The organism is Arthrobacter sp. P1_B3 (assembly GCF_056406615.1).
Map to the genome: position 1 here is coordinate 187,880 of NZ_JBFTZV010000003.1, position 25,388 is coordinate 213,267.

24 protein-coding genes are annotated in these 25,388 nt (G+C 66.4%); 11 read left to right on the plus strand and 13 right to left on the minus strand.

The features are described 5' to 3' along the window. Nucleotides 1–191: 191 nt before the first annotated feature. From pdxS to AC1D2F_RS05280, 6 genes are all read right to left on the minus strand, one after another. Nucleotides 192–1,118 (minus strand): pyridoxal 5'-phosphate synthase lyase subunit PdxS, encoded by a 927-nt coding sequence (gene pdxS / locus AC1D2F_RS05255; protein WP_290369365.1) that lies wholly within the window; start codon nucleotides 1,116–1,118, stop codon nucleotides 192–194. 207 nt (nucleotides 1,119–1,325) lie between these two features. Continuing rightward, a complete protein-coding gene (gene pgsA / locus AC1D2F_RS05260) occupies nucleotides 1,326–1,964 on the minus strand; it encodes a phosphatidylinositol phosphate synthase (protein ID WP_229994063.1) in 639 nt (212 codons plus the stop codon). Next, nucleotides 1,957–2,595, minus strand: coding sequence for an HIT family protein (locus AC1D2F_RS05265; RefSeq protein ID WP_476966336.1), 639 nt, complete (start codon nucleotides 2,593–2,595; stop codon nucleotides 1,957–1,959). The genes pgsA and AC1D2F_RS05265 overlap by 8 nt, the downstream gene beginning before the upstream one ends. 18 nt (nucleotides 2,596–2,613) lie before the next feature. Then, nucleotides 2,614–4,623: a threonine--tRNA ligase gene (thrS, locus tag AC1D2F_RS05270; protein ID WP_476966337.1), complete on the minus strand. Its 2,010-nt coding sequence runs from the start codon at nucleotides 4,621–4,623 to the stop codon at nucleotides 2,614–2,616. 180 nt (nucleotides 4,624–4,803) lie between these two features. Further along, the gene (locus AC1D2F_RS05275) at nucleotides 4,804–8,304 is read right to left on the minus strand and encodes a DNA polymerase III subunit alpha (protein WP_476966338.1); all 3,501 of its coding nucleotides are present in this window, start codon (nucleotides 8,302–8,304) and stop codon (nucleotides 4,804–4,806) included. Beyond that, a complete protein-coding gene (locus AC1D2F_RS05280; RefSeq protein WP_476966339.1) occupies nucleotides 8,301–8,636 on the minus strand; it encodes a DUF6504 family protein in 336 nt (111 codons plus the stop codon). Before AC1D2F_RS05280 ends, AC1D2F_RS05275 begins: the two co-directional genes overlap by 4 nt. A gap of 202 nt (nucleotides 8,637–8,838) precedes the next feature. On the opposite strand from AC1D2F_RS05280, the gene AC1D2F_RS05285 reads away from it, so the two are divergent. Continuing rightward, nucleotides 8,839–9,225, plus strand: coding sequence for a hypothetical protein (locus AC1D2F_RS05285; RefSeq protein ID WP_229994058.1), 387 nt, complete (start codon nucleotides 8,839–8,841; stop codon nucleotides 9,223–9,225). Nucleotides 9,226–9,246: 21 nt separating this feature from the next. Here AC1D2F_RS05285 and AC1D2F_RS05290 read toward each other — a convergent pair whose 3' ends face one another. After that, the gene (locus AC1D2F_RS05290) at nucleotides 9,247–9,573 is read right to left on the minus strand and encodes a chorismate mutase (protein WP_229994057.1); all 327 of its coding nucleotides are present in this window, start codon (nucleotides 9,571–9,573) and stop codon (nucleotides 9,247–9,249) included. Nucleotides 9,574–9,587: 14 nt separating this feature from the next. On the opposite strand from AC1D2F_RS05290, the gene AC1D2F_RS05295 reads away from it, so the two are divergent. Further along, nucleotides 9,588–10,010 (plus strand): VOC family protein, encoded by a 423-nt coding sequence (locus tag AC1D2F_RS05295; RefSeq protein ID WP_229994056.1) that lies wholly within the window; start codon nucleotides 9,588–9,590, stop codon nucleotides 10,008–10,010. Nucleotides 10,011–10,040: 30 nt separating this feature from the next. On the opposite strand, the gene AC1D2F_RS05300 is transcribed toward AC1D2F_RS05295, so the two are convergent. Beyond that, nucleotides 10,041–10,787, minus strand: coding sequence for an SOS response-associated peptidase (locus AC1D2F_RS05300; protein WP_476966340.1), 747 nt, complete (start codon nucleotides 10,785–10,787; stop codon nucleotides 10,041–10,043). A 166-nt stretch (nucleotides 10,788–10,953) separates the two neighbouring features. Between AC1D2F_RS05300 and AC1D2F_RS05305 the strand changes: the two genes are divergently transcribed. From AC1D2F_RS05305 to AC1D2F_RS05320, 4 genes are all read left to right on the plus strand, one after another. Then, a complete protein-coding gene (locus tag AC1D2F_RS05305; protein ID WP_011692168.1) occupies nucleotides 10,954–11,211 on the plus strand; it encodes a mycoredoxin in 258 nt (85 codons plus the stop codon). A gap of 124 nt (nucleotides 11,212–11,335) precedes the next feature. Then, the gene (locus AC1D2F_RS05310) at nucleotides 11,336–12,421 is read left to right on the plus strand and encodes an S-(hydroxymethyl)mycothiol dehydrogenase (protein WP_476966341.1); all 1,086 of its coding nucleotides are present in this window, start codon (nucleotides 11,336–11,338) and stop codon (nucleotides 12,419–12,421) included. Beyond that, nucleotides 12,418–13,077, plus strand: a complete 660-nt coding sequence (locus AC1D2F_RS05315) for an MBL fold metallo-hydrolase (protein ID WP_476966342.1) — start codon at nucleotides 12,418–12,420, stop codon at nucleotides 13,075–13,077. The genes AC1D2F_RS05310 and AC1D2F_RS05315 overlap by 4 nt, the downstream gene beginning before the upstream one ends. Nucleotides 13,078–13,179: 102 nt before the next feature. Next, complete coding sequence (locus AC1D2F_RS05320; RefSeq protein WP_229994053.1) at nucleotides 13,180–13,680, plus strand: DinB family protein; 501 nt, start codon at nucleotides 13,180–13,182, stop codon at nucleotides 13,678–13,680. A gap of 24 nt (nucleotides 13,681–13,704) precedes the next feature. On the opposite strand, the gene AC1D2F_RS05325 is transcribed toward AC1D2F_RS05320, so the two are convergent. Both AC1D2F_RS05325 and AC1D2F_RS05330 read right to left on the minus strand, forming a co-directional pair. Next, nucleotides 13,705–14,448 (minus strand): GAF and ANTAR domain-containing protein, encoded by a 744-nt coding sequence (locus AC1D2F_RS05325; protein WP_229994052.1) that lies wholly within the window; start codon nucleotides 14,446–14,448, stop codon nucleotides 13,705–13,707. Nucleotides 14,449–14,708: 260 nt separating this feature from the next. After that, nucleotides 14,709–15,005, minus strand: a complete 297-nt coding sequence (locus AC1D2F_RS05330) for a hypothetical protein (RefSeq protein WP_229994051.1) — start codon at nucleotides 15,003–15,005, stop codon at nucleotides 14,709–14,711. A gap of 749 nt (nucleotides 15,006–15,754) precedes the next feature. On the opposite strand from AC1D2F_RS05330, the gene AC1D2F_RS05335 reads away from it, so the two are divergent. From AC1D2F_RS05335 to AC1D2F_RS05350, 4 genes are all read left to right on the plus strand, one after another. After that, nucleotides 15,755–16,513 carry a VOC family protein gene (locus tag AC1D2F_RS05335; RefSeq protein WP_476966343.1) on the plus strand — a complete coding sequence of 253 codons (759 nt, stop codon included), beginning with the start codon at nucleotides 15,755–15,757 and terminating at the stop codon, nucleotides 16,511–16,513. A 59-nt stretch (nucleotides 16,514–16,572) separates the two neighbouring features. Further along, nucleotides 16,573–17,187 carry a hypothetical protein gene (locus AC1D2F_RS05340; protein WP_476966344.1) on the plus strand — a complete coding sequence of 205 codons (615 nt, stop codon included), beginning with the start codon at nucleotides 16,573–16,575 and terminating at the stop codon, nucleotides 17,185–17,187. Nucleotides 17,188–17,245: 58 nt separating this feature from the next. Then, nucleotides 17,246–18,805, plus strand: coding sequence for an IS1182 family transposase (locus AC1D2F_RS05345; protein ID WP_476966345.1), 1,560 nt, complete (start codon nucleotides 17,246–17,248; stop codon nucleotides 18,803–18,805). A 196-nt stretch (nucleotides 18,806–19,001) separates the two neighbouring features. Further along, complete coding sequence (locus AC1D2F_RS05350; protein WP_476966346.1) at nucleotides 19,002–19,835, plus strand: AAA family ATPase; 834 nt, start codon at nucleotides 19,002–19,004, stop codon at nucleotides 19,833–19,835. 49 nt (nucleotides 19,836–19,884) lie between these two features. Here the strand turns inward: AC1D2F_RS05350 and AC1D2F_RS05355 are convergent, their stop codons facing one another. Together AC1D2F_RS05355 and AC1D2F_RS05360 are read right to left on the minus strand one after the other, a co-directional pair. Then, nucleotides 19,885–20,673: a GNAT family N-acetyltransferase gene (locus tag AC1D2F_RS05355; protein WP_476966347.1), complete on the minus strand. Its 789-nt coding sequence runs from the start codon at nucleotides 20,671–20,673 to the stop codon at nucleotides 19,885–19,887. A 663-nt stretch (nucleotides 20,674–21,336) separates the two neighbouring features. After that, nucleotides 21,337–21,825 carry a hypothetical protein gene (locus AC1D2F_RS05360; RefSeq protein WP_229994047.1) on the minus strand — a complete coding sequence of 163 codons (489 nt, stop codon included), beginning with the start codon at nucleotides 21,823–21,825 and terminating at the stop codon, nucleotides 21,337–21,339. 148 nt (nucleotides 21,826–21,973) lie between these two features. On the opposite strand from AC1D2F_RS05360, the gene AC1D2F_RS05365 reads away from it, so the two are divergent. After that, entirely contained in the window at nucleotides 21,974–22,813 is an 840-nt protein-coding gene (locus tag AC1D2F_RS05365; protein ID WP_476966348.1) for an alpha/beta hydrolase, read from the plus strand. On the opposite strand, the gene AC1D2F_RS05370 is transcribed toward AC1D2F_RS05365, so the two are convergent. Then, nucleotides 22,756–25,332 (minus strand): AMP-binding protein, encoded by a 2,577-nt coding sequence (locus AC1D2F_RS05370; protein ID WP_476966374.1) that lies wholly within the window; start codon nucleotides 25,330–25,332, stop codon nucleotides 22,756–22,758. The genes AC1D2F_RS05365 and AC1D2F_RS05370 overlap by 58 nt on opposite strands. Nucleotides 25,333–25,388 lie beyond the last annotated feature (56 nt).

The window sequence follows — 25,388 nt, forward strand, 5'->3', positions numbered from 1 at the left end:
GACGGCGGCGAGTCACCAGGAAAGGTGACTCGCCGCCTGTCGTTCAATCAGGAGCGCAAGGCGAAGGGCGGTGTGATCCGGCAGCGTGCGTAAAAGGGGCCCCGCGCCCCGAGCAGCTGCTCAGCTGCCAACAGGGCGCGGGGAATAGCACGCAGAGGATCAGCGCCGTCCGGCGCCCCCAAAGGCGCGAACTACCAGCCGCGCTCGGCGAGGCGGTGCGGCTGCGGGATCTCGTCGACGTTGATGCCGACCATGGCCTCGCCCAGGCCGCGGGAGGCCTTGGCGATCTCGTCCGGGTCATCGAAGAAGGTGGTGGCCTTCACGACGGCGGCGGCACGCTGGGCCGGGTTGCCGGACTTGAAGATTCCGGAGCCGACGAACACGCCGTCGGCGCCGAGCTGCATCATCATCGCGGCGTCGGCCGGGGTGGCGATGCCGCCGGCGGTGAACAGCACCACCGGGAGCTTGCCGGTCGCGGCAACTTCCTTGACCAGTTCGTACGGTGCCTGCAGCTCCTTTGCCGCGACGTAGAGCTCGTCCTCGGCCATGCCGGCGAGCTTCTTGATCTCGGCGCGGATCTGGCGCATGTGCGTGGTGGCGTTGGAGACGTCGCCGGTGCCGGCCTCACCCTTGGACCGGATCATCGCCGCGCCCTCGTTGATGCGGCGCAGCGCCTCACCGAGGTTGGTCGCACCGCAGACGAACGGAACGGTGAAGTTCCACTTGTCGATGTGGTTGGTGTAGTCCGCCGGGGTCAGGACCTCGGACTCGTCAATGTAGTCCACGCCGAGGGACTGCAGGACCTGCGCCTCGACGAAGTGGCCGATCCGGGCCTTGGCCATGACGGGCACGGACACGGCCGCGATGATCTTGTCGATCATGTCGGGATCGGACATGCGGGACACGCCGCCCTGGGCGCGGATATCGGCCGGAACGCGTTCCAGCGCCATCACGGCCACGGCACCGGCGTCTTCGGCGATGCGGGCCTGCTCGGCGTTGACGACGTCCATGATGACGCCGCCCTTGAGCATCTCAGCCATGCCGCGCTTGACGCGGCTGCTGCCCGTGACGTTCTTCGCGGACGCGCCGGCTTCGCTGCTTACATCAGGTGTAGACACAAAAACCCCTATGGGTAGATAGATGACCTCGCCGGGGCGCGGACGGCACGTAAATGCCGTGTCTCGCACACACCGGATTACCGGATCCATTGGCCGGTAAAGCTAATACTATCCCCCGGCCGGGGCACGGCAGAATTCGAGTCACAGCACTCGAATCACGCGCCGGGCCGGGGATTCGGCCAGTCCGCCGGGGCGCCGTGGGGGCAGTCAGGCGGACCGTTCCGTGGCGGTACCTTCGGGTTCCTCCAGCGACTGGCGGTGGACTGTCACGATGCGCTGGATCACCGTCACCAGGCTCGCCGCCGCGAGGAGGCACAGCGTCACGAACAGCACGACGACGGGCAGGCCCAGGCCCGTGAGTCCCGTCACCACCAGCACGGACACGAGGCGCTCCGCGCGTTCGGCGATGCCGACGTTGGCGTGAAAGCCCAGGGCTTCCGCCTTGGCCCGAGCGTAAGAGACCACCATGCCGAGCACAAGGCAGACGATGGCGGCAATGGCGATCGGCGGGTTGGCACCGCCGGTGAAGAACCAGACGGCGAGGCCGGCGAAGAGGGCGCCGTCGGCCACGCGGTCCAGGGTGGAGTCCAGGAAGTTGCCCCACCGGCCGCCGCGATGCTGCATCCGGGCCATGATGCCGTCAATGACGTCGGAGAAGATGAACGCCGTGATGAACACGGTCCCCCACAAGAGCTGCCCGAGCGGGTAGAACACGAGGGCGCCGATCACCACACCGAGCGTGCCGACCACCGTCACGGCGTCCGGAGACACGCCGATCCGCAGGAGCCAGCGGGCGACAGGGGAAAACAGGGCGGTGAAGAAACCCCGGGCGTGCCTGTTAAGCATCCTTCTCCCCAGCTGTTTCCTGCTGCGCTGGCATTTCCTGCTGAATTGGCATTTCCTGCGGCCACGCGTCGGCCACCTGCTGGCGAACCTCCCCGAGGGTCTGCGTGATCGCCTTCGTCTGGGCAATGATGGGGAAAAAATTTCCGTCCCCGCCCCAGCGCGGCACCACGTGCTGGTGCAGGTGGCCGGCGATGCCCGCCCCGCCGGTGACGCCCTGGTTCATGCCCAGATTGAAACCGGAGGGGTTGGCGACTTTGCGGAGCACCCGCATGGCCGTCTGGGTCAGCTCGGCGAATTCCGCCGTTTCCTCGACCGTGAGATCGGTGTAGTCGGGGATGTGCCGGTAGGGGCAGACCAGCAGGTGGCCCGGGTTGTACGGGAAGAGGTTCAGCACCACATAGCTGGTCCTTCCCCGGTACACGATCAGGGAGTCCTCGTCGCCCCGCTCGGGTGCGACGCAGAACGGACAGTCGTCCGGGTTCTTGAACTGCTGCTGGCCGCCCTTGATGTACGCCATCCGGTGCGGGGTCCACAGGCGCTGGAAAGCGTCCGGGACCCCGGCGAGGCCGAAGTCGTCCGTCACGGCGTGGTCGCCCGGATACTCCGGCCCGGCCCCTGTGGTTTCCTGCACGCGCTGCCTTCCGTCTGCCTAGCTGGTCCGGTTTCGGACAGCGTCGACGATCCGCTGGACGGCCTCGGCCACGGGCACGCCGTTGTCCTGGCTGCCGTCACGGAAGCGGAAGGACACGGCTCCCGCGTCAGCGTCGTCTCCGCCGGCGATCAGCACGAACGGGATCTTGTCCTTGCTGGCGGTGCGGATCTTCTTCGGGAAACGGTCCGAGGAGATGTCCACCTCGGCGCGGATGCCGACCGCCTTGAGCTGGTCCACGACGTCGAACATGTAGTCGTTGAAAGCCTCCGCCACCGGGATGCCCACCACCTGCACGGGCGCCAGCCAGGCGGGGAAGGCACCGGCGTAGTGTTCGGTCAGAACGCCCATGAAGCGCTCCACTGAGCCGAACAAGGCGCGGTGGATCATCACGGGCCGCTGCCGGGTGCCGTCCGCGGCCTGGAACTCGAGCTCGAAGCGTTCAGGCAGGTTGAAGTCCAGCTGGATGGTGGACATCTGCCAGGTGCGGCCGAGCGCGTCCTTGGTCTGGACGGAAATCTTGGGGCCGTAGAACGCGGCTCCGCCCGGATCCGGGATGAGCTCAAGCCCGGAGGCTTCGGCCACCTCGGCGAGGGTGCGGGTGGCTTCCTCCCATGTGGCGTCGTCGCCCACGAACTTGTCTTCGTTCTTGGTGGAGAGCTCAAGGTAGAAGTCGTCCAGGCCGTAGTCCTTGAGCAGGCCGAGGACGAAGTTCAGCGTGGTGGTCAGCTCGTCCTTCATCTGCTCGCGGGTGCAGTAGATGTGGGCGTCGTCCTGGGTCATGCCCCGGACCCGGGTCAGGCCGTGCACCACGCCGGACTTCTCGTAGCGGTAGACCGAGCCGAACTCGAAGAGCCGCAGCGGAAGTTCGCGGTAGGAGCGTCCGCGGGACCGGAAGATCAGGTTGTGCATGGGGCAGTTCATCGGCTTGAGGTAGTAGTCCTGGCCGGGTTTGCGCACCGTGCCGTCCTCGTTCAGCTCCGCGTCGATGTGCATCGCCGGGAACATGCCCTCCTTGTACCAGTCCAGGTGGCCTGAGACCTCGTAGAGGTGGCCCTTGGTGATGTGCGGGGTGTAGACGAAATCGTAGCCCGCATCCACATGGCGCTGGCGGGAGTAGTCCTCCATGGCCTTACGGATGATGCCGCCCTTGGGGTGGAAGACCGGCAGGCCTGAGCCGAGCTCGTCCGGGAAGGAGAACAGGTCCAGCTCCGCGCCGAGTTTGCGATGGTCGCGGCGCTCGGCCTCGGCAATGCGCTCCTGGTAGGCCTTGAGGGCGTCCTTGGTGGGCCAGGCGGTGCCGTAGATGCGCTGCAGCTGCTGGTTGTTCTGGTCGCCCAGCCAGTAGGCGGCCGAGGACCGGGTCAGGGCGAAGGCGTTGGAGATCAGCTTGGTGTTCGGCAGGTGCGGGCCGCGGCACAGATCGCACCAGATGCTGTCCCCGCTCTTGCGGTCCACGTTGTCGTAGATGGTGATGTCGCCGGCGCCGACCTCCACGTTGACGCCCTCGCCGGCCTCGGCGGCGTCATTCTTCTTGCCCAGCAGTTCGAGCTTGTAGGGCTCGTCCTTCATCGCCTCGCGGGCCTCGTCCTCGGACACCACGCGGCGCACGAACTTCTGGTTCTGGTTGATGATCTTCTGCATCATCTTTTCGAGCTGGCGGAGGTCTTCCGGGGTGAACGGTTCCGCGACGTCGAAGTCGAAGTAGAAGCCGTCCGTGATGTAGGGGCCGATGCCGAGCTTCGCGTCCGGGCGCAGCTGCTGCACGGCCTGGGCCATGACGTGGGCGGTGGAGTGGCGCAGGACGTTGAGCCCGTCCGAGGAATCAATGGTGACGGCCTCGACGGCGGCGTCCTCGGGAAGGGGCTGGTCCAGGTCCTTCAACTCGCCGTTAACGCGGGCCACAACGACGTCGCGGCGCTCAAAGAAGAGTTCCGCGCCGGTGGTCCCGGTAGTCACCTTGGTCTCTTCGCCGTCGATGAGAAGGGTGATCTGCTGGGCATCTGACACGGGTGTCTCCTATTCAAAGTTAAGGCTTCGTAGCTTGTGGCGTACGGGGACCACAGCCAGCCTCGTCCATGCTATCGGTTTCTCCAGAGGCCAACCAACGCGCCGGCGCAGTCACCCTAGAGCAGCCGCAGCCCGGCCGCAGCCGCGCCTCAGCCCCGCGGCGGCCGCACCGATGGGCGGTCAGCCCCCCAGCCCGGTGATGGCGAGGTTCCTGCCGATCCCGTCCAGGGGGCCGGACAGGTAAGGCTCGTGCTGGCCGGTGGCGCCGGCAACGGATTCCGGGAACGGCAGGGACTCCGGGCGGCTGAGGTCCCAGGCCATGCTGGCGCTGATGCTGATCCCCCGCGGCCCGGTCCGGCGGGTGGTGCCGCGGATCAGCAGCAGGCGGGTGCCGAACAGCAAGGATCCGGACTGCTCCTGCGCTTCGTGGAAGAAGACCGAATCCACGCAGCCCGTGCCGTCGTCGATGCTGATGAACACCACCCGCCGGCCACCCCGCATGGGCGGGGTCTGGGTGGCCACACGGACCCCGGCAACCAGCACCTCAGTGCCGTTGCGCAGTCCCAGCAGCTTGTCCGCTGTTATGACGCCGAGCCGGTCCAGCAGCGGGCGGTGGCTGGTCATGAGGTGCTCGCTGACGTCCACGGCCATCAGGTCCAGTTCCGCCCGGACGTTGTCCACCATGCTGGGCGCGGGCAGCACAGCCAACAGGTTCCTCAGTTCCACGTCCCCCAGCGGCAACGCCAGCTGGCCCTCAATGACCTCCACGCCCTTCCTCAGGGGGCGGGCCTGGAGCTTCTGCAGGTGCTGGACCAGGTCCGCCCGGTTGGCGGCTCCCCCGGACGCCCGGTGCAGCGAATCGAAGGTGCCAAGCTGGGCCAGGCGCTGGATGCTGGGCCTGCTCAGCCGCGACCGGGCGCGCAGGTCCGCCAGCGAGTCGTAGGGCTGGCCGGCCACTATCCGTTTCAGCTCGGCGCCGGAGAGCCCGAAGATGCCGTTCAGGCTCAGCCGGATGCCCAGCCTGCCCCGGTCCGGCCCGGATTCCACCCGCTCCACCCGGTACTCTGCCTGGCTCCGGTTGATGTCGAGGGGAAGGATGGGGATCCCCAGCCGGCGGGCCTCGGCCACGAGCAGGCGTTTGGGGTACATGCCGGGGTCGTGTTCCCAGAGCCCGGCAAGGAAGGCCTCCGGGTGGTGCGCCTTGAGCCAGGCCGACTGGTAGGTGGGCACGGCGAAGGCGGCTCCGTGGGCCTTGCAGAACCCGAAGCTGCCAAAGGCCTTCAGCGTGCCCCAGACCTTGTCCACCACCTCGGGACTGTAGTTCCGGGTCCGCGCCTCCTTCCGGAAGAACTCCTCCACCCTGGCTTCCAGCACCTCATTGCCCAGCGCCCGGCGGAACTCGTCGGCGCGCGCCAGCCCGCACCCGGTCATGACGTCGAAGGTCTTGAGGATTTGTTCGTGGAAAACCGTGACCCCGTGGGTCTCCTTGAGGACCGGTTTGAGGTCGGGATGCGGATAGACCTCGGGGGCGAACCCGTGCCGGTGCTCCAGGAAGGGCCGGACCATGTCAGATTTCATCGGGCCGGGGCGGAACAGCGAGATGTCAATGATGAGATCGTTGAATTCCCGGGGGGCCATTTTCCCGATCAGTTCGCGCTGGCCCGGGGATTCGATCTGGAAGCAGCCCAGGGTGTGGGTGCTGCGGATCAGTTCAAAGGTTGGCTCGTCATCGAGCGGGACCGCGTTGAGGTCGATGCGCCCGTCCTCGGCGATGTAATCCGGACCCGTCCCGTCCGGGCCGGCCGGATGCGCGCCGGCGGCCACCACCTCGGCCTTGGTCGGGTGCAGCCGGATCACCTCCCGGACCGCAAAGGCCATGGCGCTCTGCATCCGGACACCCAGGACGTCGAGTTTGAGCATGCCCATGGGGTCCATGTCGTGCTTGTCGAACTGGCTCATGGGCAGGCCCAGGCCGCTGGGCTGGACGGGGGTGCGGTCCAGCAGGGTGGCATCGCCGAGGATCACGCCGCACGGATGCATGGAGATGTGGCGTGGCAGCCGGTCCAGCCGCTCCGTGAGGTCCACCAGCAGGTCCAGCTGCTGGTTTTCGGTGAAACCGCGCTGCTCCACCCGGTCCGCGAATTCCTTCAGCTCGGGTTTCTCCACGAGGGCTTCGCGGAAGTGCCGGGCCGAGAACCGCCACAGCTGCTTGGCGATTTCCCCGACCTCGCCGTCGTCCATGCCCAGGGCCAGGCCGGCATCGCGCACGGCACCGCGAGCGCGGTAGCCATTCTGCATGCTCATCAGCGTGACGCGTTCGGCGCCGAAACGCTCAAAGATCTTCCGGTAGACGTTGTGCCGTTCGGCGCTCTCGACGTCGATGTCGATGTCGGGCAGCGTGGCGCGGTCGCGGGAGAGGAAGCGCTCAAAGATGAGGTCGTGCTGGAGTGGGTTCACCTGGCTGATGTCGATCAGGTAGTTGACCAGGCTGGAGGCGCCCGAACCGCGCGCGGCCGCCCTCACGCCCAGGGCAAGGATCATCCGGGAGACCTCTGCGACGGTCAGGAAGTAGGAGGCGAAGCCCAGCGAGTCGATGATCCGGAGCTCGTGCCCCAGCCGGGTCCGCATTTGCTGTTCCCGCTGCCCGGAGATTCCAGGGAAGCGGCGGCCGATGCCGGCCTCGCAGCGCAGGGTCAGTTCGGCGAGCGCGTCGCCGTCGATCCCGATCACGGATGCTTCCGGGACCACGGGCTGTTTCCAGCCCATGTCAGCCACAGGATCCATGCGGCAGCGGTCCGCGAGCGCCTCGGTCTGGGCCAGGAGCCGTTTGAGGTCCGCCGTGCCGTAGCCGGCGGCGTGGATGATCTCCTTGCCCAGCTGCAGCATCTGGGCCGCCGATTTGAGCCAGCCCTGCCCGTTGGGCTGCAGCAGCGGGGCGGCGGAGAGTTCGGGGAGGGATTTAAGCGTCCGGGCCGAGTCCAGCACATCGGCGGTGGCCGCGCCGTCCTCTGCCACATAACGCACGGCGTTGCTCAGCACGGCCGGCACCCCGTGCTCTGCGGCGAGCTTGAGCATGCGCACCGCATGAGCGGTGCTCAGCGGCTCCCCTGGCGGGCTGAGCTGGGACACAACCTCGGCGGCCAGGGTCCCTGGGGGCATGGCGTCCAGCCAGCGTTTGAACAGGGTGCGGGGCCGCAGGTAGCGCCGGCCGCCCATCGCCCGGCCGACGTCGGAGTCCGGGCCGATCAGCACTGTCAGGACCGGCTGGAGGGTTTCCGGGTGCAGGGTGCGGGAGGCCAGTTCCGCCCGGGTGACGGCCACCGGCACCGCTCCCTGCGCCTTCCCCGTAGTGCGGGCATGGGCGTCGGAGATCAGCCGGCACAACGCCCGGTAGCCGGCGCCGTTGTTGTGGCCGTGCGCCAGCACAACGACGCGTCCCCCGACCAGGGTGCGGAGGTCACCGTCGTCGTCAAAGACCGCAAGGTCCACCCCGACGATCGCATCGAGCCCGGCTGCCATGCACGCCTTCAGGTGCTTGATGGTGCCGTACAGCCCGTCGCGGTCCGTGCAGGCCAGCGCGGTGGCGCCGTCGGCTGCGGCCGCGCCGGCCAGTTCATCCGGCCAGGAGACGCCATAGTGGGCGCTGAAGGCGGTGGAGACATGCAAATGGGTGAAGTTCATGCTGTTTCGGGCTTCCGGAGGGGCTGCAGGGCGTCGTGGATCCTCAGGAGCCGCCACCGGCCGCTGCTGATATGCCGGGTCAGGTCAAGGGTGAGGGTGGAGGCCGCGGCGTGGTCCCCGGCGGCACGCACCTGGACCCGCCAGATCTCGTGATCTACCAGGCCCGGGCCGCTCCCGAGCGGCGCCCGGCTTTCCTCCGCCCACCATTGGCGGCGTTCATACCAGCGGACGGGTTCCACGCAGACCGTGTAGCGCCGGCCGGCCCAGTCGAGGCGCAGGGGCTGGCCCGAGGGCGTACAGACAACATCCACAGACTCGCTGAACATGCCCACGTTGCCTCCCGACCCAGTCCGGGCTGGAGCCGGCCCAGTCCCCGCTTAGATTCCGTCTTCTAGATTCCGTCTTCTAGATGCCGCCTTCTAGCGTTTCTGATTTATTCGAACATATCTTCGAATAAATTCAGTCTACGTCGGAAAGGCGACAAAACCCAGATCGGGGGTGGACGGACGATGGCACAGGTAGCAGGATTGAGCCATGAGCTCCCATATCGCACTCCTGAAGCACGTAAAGGTCGCCGCCAAGAATTCAACCTTGGTGGCGACCTTCGATATAGACGGAAATATCCCGGGGCAAGGCGCCTACGTTGTTGGCCTGCTCGCGGCCGAGCCGGACTACTCCCATCAACGCAGACTGGGAATTGAGTTCATGAACGGCGAGGCGGTCTCCTTCTACTTCTTCAACCATGACGGCACGGAAGAGAACTTCGACCTCACAGGCGTGGAACACTCAGGGAACACCATCACCGGAAACTTCCCCATCGCGACGGTGCTGGGCCTGCCCAAGGGCCACCTCATGACCGCCTTCAGCGATTGTGACGGCCGGGAATACCAGGCCAACGTGCCTGTCGAAGAGTCCCTCTAGACACGTTCCAAGAAGCCCCTGCTATGAAGTGGACTTGTACACTTCCAGCTCGAGGGTGATGAAGGCATCGATCATCGCCCGGTAGGTCTTCTCGACGAGTTCGACGTCGATGTCCTTCTGTTCCGCCGTGGCGCGGACGTGTTCGATGACCCGCTCCACGCGCCCGGGCGCACGGACCTCCGCGCTGTCCGCCTTGAGGGTCCCGGCGATCCGGATCAGCCGTTCGCGGCGCCCGATCAAGGACACGATCTGCTCGTCCACCTCGTCAACAGCCACGCGCACGGCGGCGAGCTGTTCCCGGTCGGCCTGGGCGGTCTTATCGTCTGCGTGATTTGTGGGCATGTGCATGACAGTATCGAAAGATGCAGCCACGAGTCGACTTAATTTCGCTGGGTGTCCGCAGTGTTGACGCCTCCCGCCGCTTCTACGTCGATGGCCTGGGATGGCCGGTCCACCGGGAAGTCCCCGGCGAGGTGCTCTTCATCCAGGTCAACCACGGACTGATCCTCTCGCTCTGGGACGCGGGCCAAATGCAGTCCGAAGCGGCCACCGATCCCCCTGCCGGCGTTGCGTGCATCACCCTCAGCCACAACCTGGCCAGCACGGCGGAAGTCGACTGGGTGATGGCCGAAGCCGAGTCCGCGGGAGCCCTCATCGTCGCGGCACCGAAGACCCAGCCCTGGGGCGGCTACACCGGCTACTTTGCCGATCCCGACGGCTACCGCTGGGAGATCGCCTTCAACCCCGGCTGGGCGGTCGACGGCGGCGGCACAGTGACGCTCTGACTATTGGTACCGGACCTGAGGGCGCCGCCGCTAGAACAGGCCCCCCACCGGCTGGATGAGTTCCGGTGAGTCATTCTTGACGTTACCGACAGCGGTGCCGACGGCGTCGATCGTCCAGCCTTCCGCGACGTCGTGCGCCCCGGCCCGGACCAGGTCCACGAGTCCGGCGGCGTCATCGGCCTGCGGGTCCAGCCACGTCTGCATGGTCTCGCGGTTCATGGGCAGCGGAACCCTGTCGTGCAGCGCGGTCAGCTCGGCCAGCATCCCCCCGGCGTAGCCCTCCGGCGGGGAGTCGGTGGTCATGATCGAGGTCGAGAGCATCCAGCGCTCCGGGTCGCCCTCTGCCTTGGACGGGTCCCTCCACCATTCATATAGACCCGCGAAGACAATGGGGTGCCCGTCCTTGGGATGGACGTAGTAGGGCTGCTTGCTGCGGCCCTCGCCCTTCCACTCGTAGTAGCCGTCCGCGGGCACGGCAYAGCGACGGGCGCGGGTCGCTTTCCGGAAGGCGGGCTTCTCCAGCACCGTCTCGCTGCGGGCATTGATCATCTTGGACCCGATTCCCGGATCCTTGGCCCAGGAGGGCACCAGACCCCAGCGCGCAATGTGCAGTTGGCGGACCGGCTCTCCGTCCACCAGCCGTTCGAGCAGGATCGGCACATCCGCCGTCGGGGCCACGTTCCACGACGGCGGAATCGCGATCTCGTCCTCCAGCCCGGCGTCGAATTCGGCCAGCAGGTCTCCGACGGCCCGGGCCATCACGTAGCGTCCACACATGGCACCAGCATGCCACCGCGCCCATTCCATGTCATCCGCACCCTGGCTCCGCCCTGTGCCTGCGGGAATAGCGGGCTGCGGGGTACGGTTGTTGGCAGTGACGTATGACTTCAGTGGGCGCCCGGCCGTACTCGCCGGCCCCAACCACAAGCTTGAGGAGAACTTCGTGGACTTCACCCCCGAATCCGGCACCATCACCATGTTTTCGACCACGTGGTGCGGCTACTGCAACCGGCTGAAGAAGCAGCTGGACGCGCAGGGCATCGGGTACACCGAGATCAACATCGAGGAAGTCGAAGGCACCGCCGATCTCGTCGAGCAGCTCAATGGAGGCAACCGCACCGTCCCCACGGTGCTGTTCCCGGACGGCACCGCCGCCACGAACCCCTCCGCAGCAGAGGTCAAGAGCCGGCTCGCGGCCTAGTCCCTTCCTGTATCCAAGGACAACACCAACCCACGACGGCGCGGCCTCCAAAGGGCCGCGCCGCCGCCCGTTGTGCCAGTAAGTTGTGCGAGAAATCCGCGTTCAGAGCAGAGGAGCTTGTTTCATGGTCCATAAAGTCAAGGCCGCAGTAGTCCGTTCCAAGAATGCCGACGTCACCCTGGAGACGATCCTGGTGCCGGACCCCGGCCCCGGCGAGGCCCTCGTGGACATCCTGACCTGCGGCGTCTGCCACACCGATCTGCACTACAAACAGGGCGCGATCAACGACGACTTCCCGTTCCTGCTCGGCCACGAGGCCACAGGCGTTGTCAGTGCCGTGGGACCGGACGTCACCGAGGTCGCCCCCGGTGACCGCGTGGTGCTGAACTGGCGGGCCGTCTGCGGCGAGTGCCGTGCCTGCAGGCGAGGTCAGCCGCAGTACTGCTTCAACACCCACAACGCCACCCAGAAGATGACCCTGGAGGACGGCACGGAGCTGACGGCCGCGCTGGGCATCGGCGCCTTCGCCGAAAAGACCCTCGTGGCCGCCGGCCAGTGCACCAAGGTGGACCCCGACGCCGATCCCGCCGCCGTCGGCCTGCTCGGCTGCGGCGTCATGGCAGGCATCGGCGCGGCGATCAACACCGGAAACGTCCAGCGCGGCGATTCAGTCGCCGTGATCGGCTGCGGCGGAGTGGGCGTGGCAGCCGTCGCCGGCGCAGCGCTCGCCGGCGCCACCACCGTGATCGCCGTCGACATTGACGCCAAGAAGCTCCAGCGCGCCACGGAGCTCGGCGCAACCCACACGGTGGATTCGTCCGCCGTCGACCCCGTGGAGGCAATCCGCGAACTGACCGGCGGTTTCGGCGCCGATGTGGTGATCGACGCCGTCGGCCGCCCGGAAACGTACAAGCAGGCCTTCTACGCCCGGGACCTCGCCGGCACGGTGGTCCTGGTGGGCGTGCCGAGCCCCGAGATGACGCTGGAACTCCCGCTGCTGGACGTCTTCGGCCGCGGCGGCTCGCTGAAGTCCTCCTGGTACGGCGACTGCCTGCCCTCGCGCGACTTCCCCACGCTGATCAGCCTCTACCGGCAGGGGAAGCTGGACCTCGACGCCTTCGTGACGGAACGGATCGCGATCGAGCAGATCGAGGAAGCCTTCGCGAAGATGCACGCCGGCGCGGTGCTGCGCTCGGTGGTGGAGCTGTGAGCATCCGGATCGACCGGATGGTCACCTCCGGGACGTTTTCGCTCGACGGCGGCACGTGGGAGGTTGACAACAACGTCTGGATCCTCGGGGATGACGCCGAATGCGTCATCATCGACCCGGCCCACGATCCCGCCGCCGTCGCCGCCGCTGTGGCGGGAAGGAAGGTCACGGCGATCCTGCTCACGCACGGCCACGACGACCACATCCGCGCCGTGGGCGAGGTCCGCGCGCTCGTGAACGCCCCCGTGTACCTGAACCGGGATGACTGGATGCTGTGGGAGCGGGTGTTCCCCGGCACCGAGCCGGACCACGCCATTGCCGACGGCGACACCTTCGACGTCGCAGGGGCGAGGCTGGTGGCGCTTCACACCCCCGGGCATTCGCCGGGATCCGTGTGCTTCCTCCTCGAAGGCGAAGGCACTGAGTTGGAAGGCGCAGAGCTTGAAAACACGGTGTTCAGCGGGGACACGCTGTTCAAGGGCGGCCCGGGAGCAACCGGACGATCCTTTAGTGACTTCCCTACCATCATCGATTCCATCCGGAACCGGCTCCTGCCGCTCCCGGCGGACACGATGGTCCGGACCGGGCACGGGGATCCGACGACGATCGGCGCCGAAGCTCCGCACCTTGAGGAATGGATCGCGCGGGGGCACTGACCGCGATCCCGGTCCGCCTGTGTCGGATTCGTGGGGACCAGGACCGCACGGGCGGGTCCGGGTCCCCCGAAACGCGGCCGCCTGGTACTAGGATGTGGGGCCATGAGACCAAACCCCAGCATGGATCCGGCAACCTTCACCGCAGACATGCGGACCCAGTTCGATGCCTTCCTCGATGAGCACCGTGCGGATCTTCAGGCCTGCCTCGACGGGCTCTCAGAGCCGGAGGCCCGGGCATCGCTGGTACCGTCAAGGACCACTCTCCTGGGGCTTCTCAAGCACGCCACCTTCGTCGAAAAGGTCTGGTTTGACGAGGCCATCACGGGCAGGACGCGGCAGGAAATCGGCATTCCGGCCACGCCCGATGAATCGTTCACCCTCGAGGAGGACGACACCATCGCGGGCCTCCGGGCCGCCTACGTCCAGGCCTGCGAGGACTCACGCCGCCGGGCCGCTTCCCTCGACCTTGACGACATAGTCAGCGGCAACCGCCGCGGTCCGCTGCCGCTGCGGTGGGTCTACCTGCACATGCTCAGGGAACTGGCCCAGCATTGCGGCCACGCGGACATTCTGCGCGAGCAGATCCTCGCTGCCCGTTCCTGACGGCCCCGGCCGCTCGGGCGTCCCCTACAAATCGAAGCGTGAACGAATGTCCGTGGTGCCGGCAATTGCAGCAACGATCGATGCCGCGACTTCGCGCAGCTTGGTGTTGCGGGCGTTGGAGGCTTCGCGGAGCAATGTGAACGCCTCATCCGGGGGGCACCGGTTCTGGGCCATGACCACGCCGATTGCCATGTCGATGACCGTACGCGACTTCATGGCGGATGCGAGGTCGTCGCGGGCTTCCTGGAGGCGGCCGATCCGCAGGCTCAGACGCAGGGGCCGGCAGAACTGCCGGGCAACGTTTTCCGCGGTGAGGATTTGCCCGTCCGTAAATCCGGAACGGTGAGTGGCGTAGAAGCTCAGGGCAGCCCGGCATTCGCCGTCCAGATCGATGGGGACCGCCAGGACGGCAACATAGCCCCGCTCCGCAGCTGCTTGACCGAATTCCGGCCACCGGCCCTCTCGGGTCACGTCCCTGACATATACGGTGTGTGCTCCGCTCATCGCGGAGATGCCGGGGCCCTCGCCGGCCGCGGCCTGAAGCTCTTCAAGTTCAAATGCCCTCTGGCTGCCGGCACCGGTCGCGGCGGGTTTCTTAGGCCTCGCCACAGTTACGGCGCCGATGACTTCGCGCTCTGCGTGGGATAGCCCAATGGCCGCGTGCTGGGCCAGTTCGCCCAAAAATTCTTCCAGATCCTCGCTTGAGAGCACGAGGTCCTGAAGCTGCTCCGCGGTCCTGCCAACAAAACTCTGCCCTGCAAGTTCCACTCCGGCTCCTTCCGGCCGCACGCCCCCAAATGATCGTACAATGCGGGCACCGAGGGAGGACGGGTCTTATTGCCCGGCTTCATCGGCCGCTTCATCGGCCGCCGAGGCCGGGCACCACGCCCGTTACGTGGTGGCGACCTGCCCGCCCGTCCACGCCGTCAGGCGCCGGCCGAGCAAGTGCAATGCATTGCACTGTGAGTGCGTTTAGCGCGGATGCGGCCACCCCCGATTTGTTTTCACAGGGCCGCATCCGCGCTGGACTAGGGGAGGCCAGGATCAGGCTTTTGGTCCTGTTTGCCGGACCGCCTGCCCGCGTGCCGGCGGCGTGACCGCGCGCCGATCAGGGCCAGACGCCACTCGCGGCGCCGGCCGCGCCCGCGCAGTTCCGCGTTGATGATCCGCAGGAGCTCGGAGGCGGCGTCTTGGTCTTCCGGCTCCTGGCTACTCGCCAGCGCCTGCCGGAGTTGCAGGAGGTCGCCAGTCGGCACCTGCGGCCAGTGCCGGAACGTGTAAAAGATCCTGCTGCCGGGGCGCCTCTGTGACCCTGTGCCGATCATGCGACACCGCCCCTACCAGGCTCCGGTGAGGCGGCGGCGCTGCGGACGGTCAGATAGCCGAGGGGCTTCAGGGCGACCGCCAGAGAGTCCGCGCCGGCTGTGATGGTGACATCGAGTCTGGTCGGCATAAGACATTAACTCCCCGCAACGAAGTGAGCAGCCTCTGCCTGACCAAATTCAGAATAGCAATTGCATTTGCCGCACAAAAGGAAAAGAGAGTAACAATTCACATGCGACTTTTCCGTCGACGCAGGCCTGTGGTTCCCCATCTTGAGTACCCGAACGCTTTGCACTCATGCACGGCGGATCGCGTCCGAAGTGGGGCCGACAGCGTTACTTGGTGGACGGAGAGTACTCCGGGTAGTAGCGCTGGATCTCATGGATGGTCTTGCCGGCCTTCACCATTCGCTCAACGGTCATCATGCTCCGGACTTCCTGGTCTGAGCGCTACGACTGCAATTCCAGATTTCATTCCCTTATTCATGGTCCCCCCAATAGCCAGAATATCTTTGTGAGCGTACCGCACGGGGAGCCGGGTCTCGCGGGTGACGGCGATTTCCTGCGCGGGAATGGAGTTCCAGCAGATTCGGTCCCAGCCCCTGGCCGCCAATAAACGAGGCCATATTTCCGCTGTGGGGATTGTGGCACCGTTCTGGAACTCTGTAGGCGCCAGTGCGGTCTTGCTCGAATGCGCGGGCATGGGAAACAATATTCCCGTCCCACGTGGCCCGGTCGAAAGGGTTTCTTCAATGACAGCGCGAAATACCTCCTCAGTCGGTGCGCCGTGTTGGGTCGACACTTTGCAGCCAGATCCGCGGGCGGCCCGAGACTTTTACGGTCCGCTCTTCGGCTGGAGTTTCGACGACCCAACACCGATGCCGTCCGGTTTCGATGGCGACTACTACACCGCGCGCCTGGGCGGGCGGCTGGTGGCCGGCATCGGACAGGCACCGCCGCAATCGCCTCCGGGGTGGATCACCCACGTGCGTGTCGACGACATCGGGGAAGCCCTGGCTCGTGCCGAGCAGGCGGGAGGCAAGCCCTTGGGACAGTTTGGGGCCGGCTCCGGTAACCGCATTGCTATGCTCGCCGACGCCACCGGCGTTCCGTTCTGCCTGCGGCAGGCCGGCGAGAACGACGGCGCCGAACGGGCCAATGAGCCCAATACCTGGGCCATGAGCTCGCTGCACACCACAGATATCGGTCGGGCCCAGGCGTTCTACGGCGAAATGTTCGACTGGGTACTGGAATCAGTGCCGGACGCTCCCTTCTCGCTGTGGCTGCGCTCGGGTCAAGTCGTGGCGGTCGTGACGGCCACGGACGGCGTCGCGGTCCCGCCGCATTGGAGCGTCAATTTCGCTGTCCGCGACGCGGRCGCCATCGCCGAGCACGCCGTAGCACTGGGTGGCGGCATTTTGATGGCACCCATGGACACACCGGGATTCCGCAGCGCCGTGATCAGGGACCCCCAGGGCGGCACCATCGCGGTCAGTGCACCCGCAGGCTGACACTGGTCGTGATGCTGTTGAGCGCCAACACCCGATTGCGGCGCTGGTAGGGTCAGCCCATGGATGAAAATTTGGGGAAGTTCATCGACAATTTCGCGCGGCTGGTGGAGCTTGCGCAGTCCGGGCAGCACCGGGTTCAACTGGGAACCCAGCTGCTGACCACGCTCACCGACCATTTGGCGGTCCAGGCAGAATCAGTGGCTGTGGTGGTTGAGGAGATTCCGCCGCACCGGTTCGTGGACGCAGACATCCTCATGGAAGAGCTCGCCGCAGAGGACCCTGACTTCCGGCTCGTGGGCATCGGCGGCGGAGACCAAAGGCACCATAATTCGCTGAGCGACATGTTGCAGCAGTCCCAGATATTTCCGCAATACCCCCTGTCCCAGCCTGACTACGCAAACCTCGCTGTCGGTCCGGACGAACAGCGGCAGGCCGTGGCCCTGGGACTGTGGCTATTCAGCCACGGAGGCAGTCCAATCGCGGTGCTGCAGCGGGACGCCAACCCCCGGTATGGCCGTCAGTCAGCTTCCCTTGAAGTCTTGGCCGACGCTACAGATCAGGCCGCACGCTTCCTCTYGGAGTTCCGCCGGCGGATGCAACACCGCAGCGTGCTCAAGGGGCAGGTCATTTCGTTGGTGATGGGCGAGTATGGTCCTAGGAGACTGCTGAACTAATCGGCGGTTGTGGGGCGCGTCGGCTGGACTCGTGGGCCTGGTGGTTAAGACTGGTCTTATGCAGGGACGCGAGGACGCGCAACGCGGGTATTTGGATGTGGAGGCGCTGGCCGGAGAGTTGTTGGCTCCGGGCAGCGTCTTCGCTTTTCTGGCCAAACATCGGGGGCGCCTGTTTCCGGATTCAATGATGGAGGACCTCTTCCCGTCGCGGCGGGGCCGGCCTTCAGTCCCGGCGCCGGTCATCGGCTCGGTGCTGGTGCTGCAGGCATTGCAGGGCCTCTCTGACCGGGAAACCGCCGAGGCTTTGACCTTCGATCTGCGCTGGAAAGCCGCGTGCGGATACGGGCTGACCGATACCGCGTTCCACCCGAGCACGCTGACGTACTGGCGACGGCGTCTGGCCGGATCTGGAAACCCGCACCGGATCATGGAGGCCATCGCCGAAGTCGTCGCGGAAGCCGGAATCCTGAAGGGCAAGCGCCGCAGAGCTGTGGATTCAACAGTCCTGGACGACGCGGTCGCGAGGCTGGACACCATCACGCAACTGATCGCCGGGATCCGCCGCTTCGGCCGTGATGTCCCTGCCGGGCAGGACCTGGTGAGCACCCACGCCACCGGGTATGACTACGCCCGCACCGGCAAACCGGACATCGACTGGGACGACCAGGATGCCAGGGACGGGCTGGTTTCGGCGCTTGTCACCGACGCGCTGGCGCTGCTGGCCGCGGTCCATCCCGACACCTTGGACGGCAAGGCGGCCGATGCGTACGCGCTGCTGGCACTCGTCGCCGGGCAGGACGTGGAACCGGCCGAGGATTCGGACGGGACCGACGGGCGGTGGCGGATCGCCCGGAAAGTCGCCCCGGACCGGATGATCTCCACCGTGGACCCGGACACCCGGCACGCGCACAAGACCCAGTCCCGGCAGCAAGACGGATTCAAGGCCCACATTGTCATCGAGCCCGACACCGGGCTGATCACCGCCGCGGAGCTGACCAAGGCCTCCGGACCGGAGAACAGCGACGGGACCGTCGGTGCCCGGCTGATCTCCATGGATCCCACGATCGCCGGCACCAGCGCGGACGTCCTGGCCGACTCGGCCTACGGTTCCGGGGAAATGCTCGCCGCTCTCGCCCGCACCGCACATATCCCGGTGATCAAACCATGGCCGCTGCGCCCAGCCGTCGAAGGCGGATTCACCCTCGATGACTTCACCGTCGATGAAGCAGCCGGCACCGCGACCTGCCCGAACGGCATCACCAGGAACATCACCGTCAAACGACGGGTCACGTTCGGCGCCGCCTGCACCGGCTGCCCCCTCCGGGACCGTTGCACCACCTCACCACGGGGACGCAAGATCGAACTCCACGAACACGACGCGTTACTGCGCGAACACCGCCAACGCGCCACGGACCTCGCATTCCAGGACAACTACCGCACGCACCGGCCCATGGTCGAGCGGTCCATCGCCTGGCTCACCCGCGGGAACCGCCGCGTTCCCCACCGCGGCATCACACGGAACAACGCCTGGCTGCAGCTACGGATCGCGGGACTAAACCTGCGACGCCTGCTCACGCTCGGATTGACCGTGAAGAAGGGATCCTGGGCGCTGGGATAACCCACCGCCCGGACCCCGGCCAGCCAATCCCACCACTGGATGACGCCCCACATCTGGGTGCAGAATGAACCCAGCGGGCGGAACGACCCCGTTGTCGCACCTAGAGTGCTGACCAGTACACGCCGCTTGACGGCCATTGGTGGCGTTCCGCCCGCCCCACAACCACGTTGTTCAGCAGTCTCCTAGCGCCGCCGGGGTGACCTTTCACGCCCGGCCGGCCCTTGCCGCCTCCGATGTCATCCTGCCCGGTGGCCTGCTGGAGAAAGTGTCCGACCACGCCTTAGGTATCGCGGAGCACCGGGACTCTCTGAACAAGTACGGCCAGCACCTCAAGCGCGGCGTCCTGCTCTACGGCAGACCGGGGACCGGCAAGACCCACACGGTCCGGTATTTGTTGAGTCGGAGCGACGGTGTCACGGCAATCCTTCTCTCGGGAGGATCGCTCGCCAGGATCTCAGAAGCCGCCACCATGGCCAGGGCGCTGCAGCCCTCCATCGTCGTTCTTGAGGACTGCGATCTGATCGCCGAGGACCGCAGCTTCGGGCACGGACCCCAGCCGCTGCTATTCGAGGTGCTGGACGCCATGGACGGTTTAGCAAGCGACGCCGACGTCGCGTTCATCCTCACCACCAACCGCGTGGACATGCTCGAACGCGCCCTGGCACAGCGTCCCGGGCGCGTGGACCTGGCCGTCGAAATTCCCCTCCCGGCCCAGGCGGAGCGGGTCTCGCTGATCAAACTGTATGCCCGCGGTATTCCCTTCAGCCCGAACGCGATTGAAGATGCCGCAGCGCGCACCGAAGGAACCACCGCCTCGTTCGCACGCGAACTCGTCCGCCGGGCGGTCGTTGCCGGCGCCTTGGAAGACATGCCGGTCGCGGACCATCATCTGGGGAAGGCTGTGGATGACCTGATGGCCGACGGCGCCGCCCTCACCCGAAGCCTCCTCGGCAGCGGCGCCGAGGGCGACACCGAGGGCAATGGAGGACCGTTCCCCGGGCCGCCGGCAACCTTTCATTCAGGGCGCTAGGAAGCATATCCGGACCTGGAAAAAATTCCCGGCGGACGTGCTTGGGCCGTCAGCGCCGCCAGCGGTACGGAGTGGTTGTTGACACCCGGTGCAACCCATAGCGTTCCAGAATCGGTCGCGAATATTCTGTTGAGTCGCTGTGGATGAGTTTCTTGCCGAGCGTTAGCGCGGCTCGAGCCCGGGCCGCGGTGAGCGCCCGGTAGATACCCCGGCCGCGCCATTCTGCCCGCGTTGCCCCGCCCCAGATGCCCGCGAATTCCGTGTCCGGTACCGGCTCGAGGCGGCCCGCACTGACAATCGCCCCACCATGTTCGGCGACCCACAGTTCCATACCGTCGTCCAGAGCCACGCGACGCAGGATTGCATCGGCATTGCCGTCAGAGACGTCAGTGCCGAAAACCTCGTCCTGCATTGCGCTCATGGCGCGAATGTCCCGTTCTTCGGTCACCCGCCACAAGCTGATGCCGGGCGGGAGCTGCACGTCCACATTCAACGCTCTGGCCGGCCCGATCATGATCGACTCGGTCTCATCCGGCTCAAAACCGTTCTCGAGCAGGGCGTCATGGAGACCGGGCGCATGATCGTGACCACGGGTTTTCCACTCAACCCGCACGACTGCGGGATCGCTGCGGTAAAACGCGAGCACTTCGGCCACCCAATGCGCGATCGTCACGGCACTGGCCTTATCGAGGTCCTGATAAGTCACGAAGCCTCTGCCGCCTGCGAAGGTCACCAGACGTAACGGTCCCAGCCGTTCAACGGCGATTGCACTGGGCGTCTCGGCATCCGTCCGGAGTTGCTGGTCGTACGCCATAAGAAGTTCTTCAGAAAGAGTCATCGGCCTCCACGGTACATTGTCCGGTTTCGGACCTGGAGACGGCACCTCAGGAGCCTCGGCGTCGACCTTCAGTAGCCGTAGCGTTCAACCACGATCTGCGTCGTGTAACTGCCGGACGCCGGGCCATAGTCGTCAATGGTGATCCGTACGTCCCAGCCGTCGATCCTCCCGACGCCCCGGCACATCAGGCCTCCTGCGTTAATCCTTCGTTCCCTGAGGCACGGTTTGTACTCGTCGGGAGTCAGTCCAACCTGATCGATGTATCGCTCCAGATCACCGGCGCGGTACGGTCTGTGCGTGTCCCACCTGTACGCATAGATTGCGCATGGTCCGTCAATTGGGATGCAAAACGCCCCACCCAGGGGTGCTTGTGTCCCTCCGATGGGTTCCCACCCGGGGGAAGTCTGAAGCCGATCCGCGATTGCCTTCATCTGTCTAATGTTGGCTTCATTCTGAAAATGGACATTTGTGAAGAAGCCGGCAACGCCTACGACGATTGCCGCTACGACCGCCAGAGCAATCTTTCCTCGACGCCCCATATCCTGCCCAGCCCCCTCAGTAAACCCGACGCTACCTGCCGCGTTCCTGCTGCCTCTGTGGTCAAGCCGGCAATTGAACGCCAGTATAGGACCAAGCCGGTGTGTCCTCCGCGCTGGCGGTCCCTTAGCGGGTGATGGCCAGGGGCTTCACAGGCACCACACACGACACCCGCACGAAGGGCACGTCTCGTGCTCCCGCCACGCGGTTGTTCCTGCCGGTGTCATCGCACCAGTCAATGTTGTAAGGCACTGCGGTTACGGCGGCATCCCCCACGGCGGTCCGAGCGGGTACGACAAACGTGTAACTAAACCCACCGGCGTCGTTCATGGCGGAGGTGGTGTTGACGACTTCGGCCCCTGTTGCGTCGGTGACGCTCACCTGGATTCGTGCGTTCTTGCCGTAGCGGGGATTGCAGTCGGCGTCCGGCGCTGCCACCGTCACGCTTTGCCCCGGTTTGGCTTCCGTCGGGGTCAGCGAATAGGCGGGCGGTAAACACGGCGGCGCCCCGCCCGTGGTGGACGAGCACCCCGAGGTCGCGGCAACCAGCACCAGTGCCCCAATCGTGGCACAGATCGCGGAGCGCCCTTCACGGTCCTTCAGGTGAAAAGCCATGCCGTCAGTGTCGCTGGTACACCGGCAAACCCCCACTGTTGTCCCGAATTCGTACCGCAATTGTTGCCGGAGTGTGCCATGACCCATTTGAGCCGCCGCCCGCATGGCAACAACTCCCCCACTGCCGGGTCGGGCCTATGATCGGGCCATGGGATCACCCGGAATTTCCCGACGCAGCCTGCTGGGGCTCGGCGCCGTGGCAGCGGCGTCGGTCGCGGGGTGCGCCGGCCCGGGCGCGTCCAGCCAGGAGCCGCCAGCCGCACCCATCGCCATGCGCAGCGGCAGCTTCACCTCACGGTTCCGGCCGCAGGAACCCACGGGCTGGTCACTGGCCGTACCCGGATCCACCGGCGGCGGACCCTCCGGCCCCTGGCCCGTTGCCCTGTTCCTGCACGGAACGGGCGCGGACCACCGCATGGTCTTCGACGAGTTGGACGCGGGCGGCGTCCTGGCCCGGCATGTGGCCCGGGGAGGGACGCCTTTCGCGATCGCTGCCATCGACGGAGGCGAATCGTGGTGGCATCGCCGGGAATCCGGAACAGACACGCAGGCCATGCTGGTGGAGGAATTCCTCCCCCTGCTGGCCGGCCGGGGCGCCGACACCGGCAGGCTCGCCGTGTTCGGCCTGTCGATGGGCGGCTTCGGCGCCCTGCTCCTGGCCTCCCAGCACCGCGTCCCCGGGCTCCGCGCCGTCGCCGCGATGAGCCCCGCCGTCTGGAGCCTGTACGACGCCGGCCGGTCCGACAACTTCGACAGCGCCGCGGACTTTGCGGCCAACGACATCTTTGCCCTCCGGCCGGAGCTGGAGCCGCTGCCGAAACGGATCGACTGCGGCACGGCGGACAACCTGCTCTTCAGCGTCAAGGACTACGTGAAGGACCTTCCAGGTGAACACGAGGGAGGCTTCCAGGCTGGCGGCCACGACGGCGGCTACTGGCGCTCCATCCTCCCGGATGTCCTCGCGTTTCTGGGCAAGAGCCTGGCTTGATGCCGGCTGCGAGCGCGCCAAGAGCGCCCGGCAGCGCGTGTCCGCCGTCGGCTGACTGCGCCGATCACGCTCATGCAGAGCGCCCAGTAGGCTACTCCCACGGCGAGTGAGACTGCTACGGCCAGCGCGGGGCTTATCCCGGCCAGCGGCGGATAGACCACCCAGTGGACCAGGTACGCGTAGAGGGAGGCGCTGGCCAGCACCACCGTGAGGCGGCGGAGGCCCTTGGGCACCGGGACGCTGGGCAGCCAGATGAGCAGCAGGATTCCGACGAGGAGCGTGCACTCCCGGCCCGGGTTCTCGAAGAACCCCGGAACGGTCAGTGCCGCAATGACCGAGACAATGCAACGCTGGGCTACGGTCCGGGACCGCGCAATGGCCCAACCCAACGCGAAGAGCCACAGTGCAGGAGCGGTGTGCGGCACTCCGGGGTTCACCAGCTCAAAGCGGGTCAGGAGCCCCGCGCCGGTCAGCGCCAGCGGAAAGAGCAAGGGGAAGCGCCGCTCGGCGCGGTCCGCCCACGGAATGGCCAGCAGCGCCGTCGCCGCGAGAAGCAGGTAGACGAGAATTTCGATAAACCAGAAGTGCCATTGGGTGGTCACCGCCTCCGGGCCGAGGACGGCGTTGAGCAGCAGGATATTGGCGGGCGCGTAGTTGTCGGTGATCAGGTAGGCCACCGCGATGAACGCCATGCTCGGCACCACGATTCTTGCCACGCTGCCCAGCTGCCGCTTCAGCCGCGGCACCCGTTTTCCGGAGAGCTGGAAGCGGGCGAAGTTGTAGCCGGCCACGGCCATGAGTACGTGGGCGGCACCCTGCCAACTGAACAGGCCGACGTGTGTGCTTACGATCAGGACGATCCCCACGGCCCGCAGCACGATGCTCGTTTCGACCGGTGCAAAGAACCGTCGACGCTTCCGGACCGGTGCGGTACGCGGCCGCGGCTCCAGGTCCCGGACCGGAGTCACGTGCCAGTCCGGCGGGAGGTGGCCCAGGGCTTGTTCCAGGCGGACCGACGCGGCCACGTAGGACAGTGAGTCCCCGCCCAGGGAGACGAAGGTGTCGCCGTCGCCGATCTCGGCGCACTCCAGGGCGTCCTCGAAGATCTTCCGGACGCTGTCCGGCGCGCCGCTAACGCTCGCGGCCTCAGGTGCTGCCACTGCTTTAAGCCGGGACAGGGCCAGGACGGCCTGGTAGTCCAGTTTGCCCGCGGCCAGGCGCGGGAGATGTTCGACGGCGTGCACCTCGAGGGCCGCGCGCGGCAACCCCATCCCCTGTGCCAGGACCTTGCCCAGCAGGTGCGCGTCGTGGTCGCCTTCCACGGCGACGACGACGCCGTCGTCCGTTCCGGCACTGGCCGCCTGCACACCGAGGTCGGCCAGGAGCCGCTCCACCTGCCCCAGGTCAACGCGAAGTCCCACGATCTTGACGAACCGGCTGCGCCGCCCCACCACTTCGTAGACGCCCGCCGGGTGTAGCCGGGCGAGGTCGCCGGTGCGGAGCTCGGTAATGGCGCGGCCCGCGGCGAGATCCGCCGGGCTTTCGGCGTAGCCGAGCATGACGTTGGGACCGGTGTAGACGAGCTCGCCGTGTTCCAACCCCGGCACCGGGTCGATCCTGAACGAACCGCCCGGCACCGGAATGCCCACCGCGCCCGGGACCTCCGCCGCCAGTTCCGGAGGGAGGTACGCCATCCGGGCCGTCGCCTCGGTCTGGCCGTACATGACGAAGAAGTCCCAGCCGTTTCGGCGGCCCAGTTCCGCATATTTCCTCACCGATTCCGGCGCCATTCGGCCCCCGGCCTGGGTGACGTAGCCCAGGCTGGGCAGGTCCATGTCCTCGAACCCGATTCGCTCCAGCAGTTCAAAGGTGTACGGAACGGCCGCGAAGGACGTGGCCCCACGCTGTCGAAAGAGCTCCCAGAAGCACGGATCAACCACGGAAAAGTCGGTCAGGACCAGCCCGGCACCGCGGAGCAGGTGGCTGTTGATCACAGACAACCCGTAACAGTAGGACATGGGCAGCGTCGTCGCGGCACGGTCCTCCGGGCCGATTTTCAGGTACTCGGAAATCGACTCGGCGTTGGACTGCAGGTTTGCATGGGAGAGGCGGACGAGCTTGGGCGAGCCCGTGGATCCGGACGTGCTGAGCAGGAGCGCCAGGTCCGGGTGCAGTTCGTGCCGTGTACCGGCCCGGCGCTCGTCCAGCAGGAGTTGGCCGTTGCCGGCCCGGACGACGACGTCGGGGTCGTAGGCCGCAACGAGGGATTCCAGGGCGGCCGGTTTGGCTTCGGGCAACAGGATCAGGGGGTGGCCGCCTACGAGCGCCGCCAGGTAGGCAACCAGCGAATCGACGTCGTTGGCTGCCGAAAGCGCCACGAGGCGCCGCGTGGTGCCGAGGCGCAGGGCGAAGGCATCGACGCGATCCGCCAGCTCCCGGTACGTCATTGCCAGGGTGTCGGTCAGGATGGCAGGGCTGTCCCCGTAGCTCGCAAGATCGGCGGCAAAGGGCACCCGCATGAAATCAAGCTGCTGCGTGGTCACCCGGACGATGTTATTAGATTAGGCTTGCCTAA

What these genes read in the sequence shown, in the direction of transcription:
- pgsA (WP_229994063.1), bottom strand. Translation starts at nt 1,964, where the DNA reads ATGCTTAACAGGCACGCCCGGGGTTTCTTCACCGCCCTGTTTTCCCCT.
- AC1D2F_RS05275 (WP_476966338.1), bottom strand. Translation starts at nt 8,304, where the DNA reads ATGAACTTCACCCATTTGCATGTCTCCACCGCCTTCAGCGCCCACTAT.
- AC1D2F_RS05285 (WP_229994058.1), top strand. Translation starts at nt 8,839, where the DNA reads ATGAGCTCCCATATCGCACTCCTGAAGCACGTAAAGGTCGCCGCCAAG.
- AC1D2F_RS05290 (WP_229994057.1), bottom strand. Translation starts at nt 9,573, where the DNA reads ATGCACATGCCCACAAATCACGCAGACGATAAGACCGCCCAGGCCGAC.
- AC1D2F_RS05295 (WP_229994056.1), top strand. Translation starts at nt 9,588, where the DNA reads ATGCAGCCACGAGTCGACTTAATTTCGCTGGGTGTCCGCAGTGTTGAC.
- AC1D2F_RS05310 (WP_476966341.1), top strand. Translation starts at nt 11,336, where the DNA reads ATGGTCCATAAAGTCAAGGCCGCAGTAGTCCGTTCCAAGAATGCCGAC.
- AC1D2F_RS05320 (WP_229994053.1), top strand. Translation starts at nt 13,180, where the DNA reads ATGAGACCAAACCCCAGCATGGATCCGGCAACCTTCACCGCAGACATG.
- AC1D2F_RS05330 (WP_229994051.1), bottom strand. Translation starts at nt 15,005, where the DNA reads ATGATCGGCACAGGGTCACAGAGGCGCCCCGGCAGCAGGATCTTTTAC.
- AC1D2F_RS05345 (WP_476966345.1), top strand. Translation starts at nt 17,246, where the DNA reads ATGCAGGGACGCGAGGACGCGCAACGCGGGTATTTGGATGTGGAGGCG.
- AC1D2F_RS05355 (WP_476966347.1), bottom strand. Translation starts at nt 20,673, where the DNA reads ATGACTCTTTCTGAAGAACTTCTTATGGCGTACGACCAGCAACTCCGG.
- AC1D2F_RS05360 (WP_229994047.1), bottom strand. Translation starts at nt 21,825, where the DNA reads ATGGCTTTTCACCTGAAGGACCGTGAAGGGCGCTCCGCGATCTGTGCC.
- AC1D2F_RS05365 (WP_476966348.1), top strand. Translation starts at nt 21,974, where the DNA reads ATGGGATCACCCGGAATTTCCCGACGCAGCCTGCTGGGGCTCGGCGCC.
- AC1D2F_RS05370 (WP_476966374.1), bottom strand. Translation starts at nt 25,332, where the DNA reads ATGCGGGTGCCCTTTGCCGCCGATCTTGCGAGCTACGGGGACAGCCCT.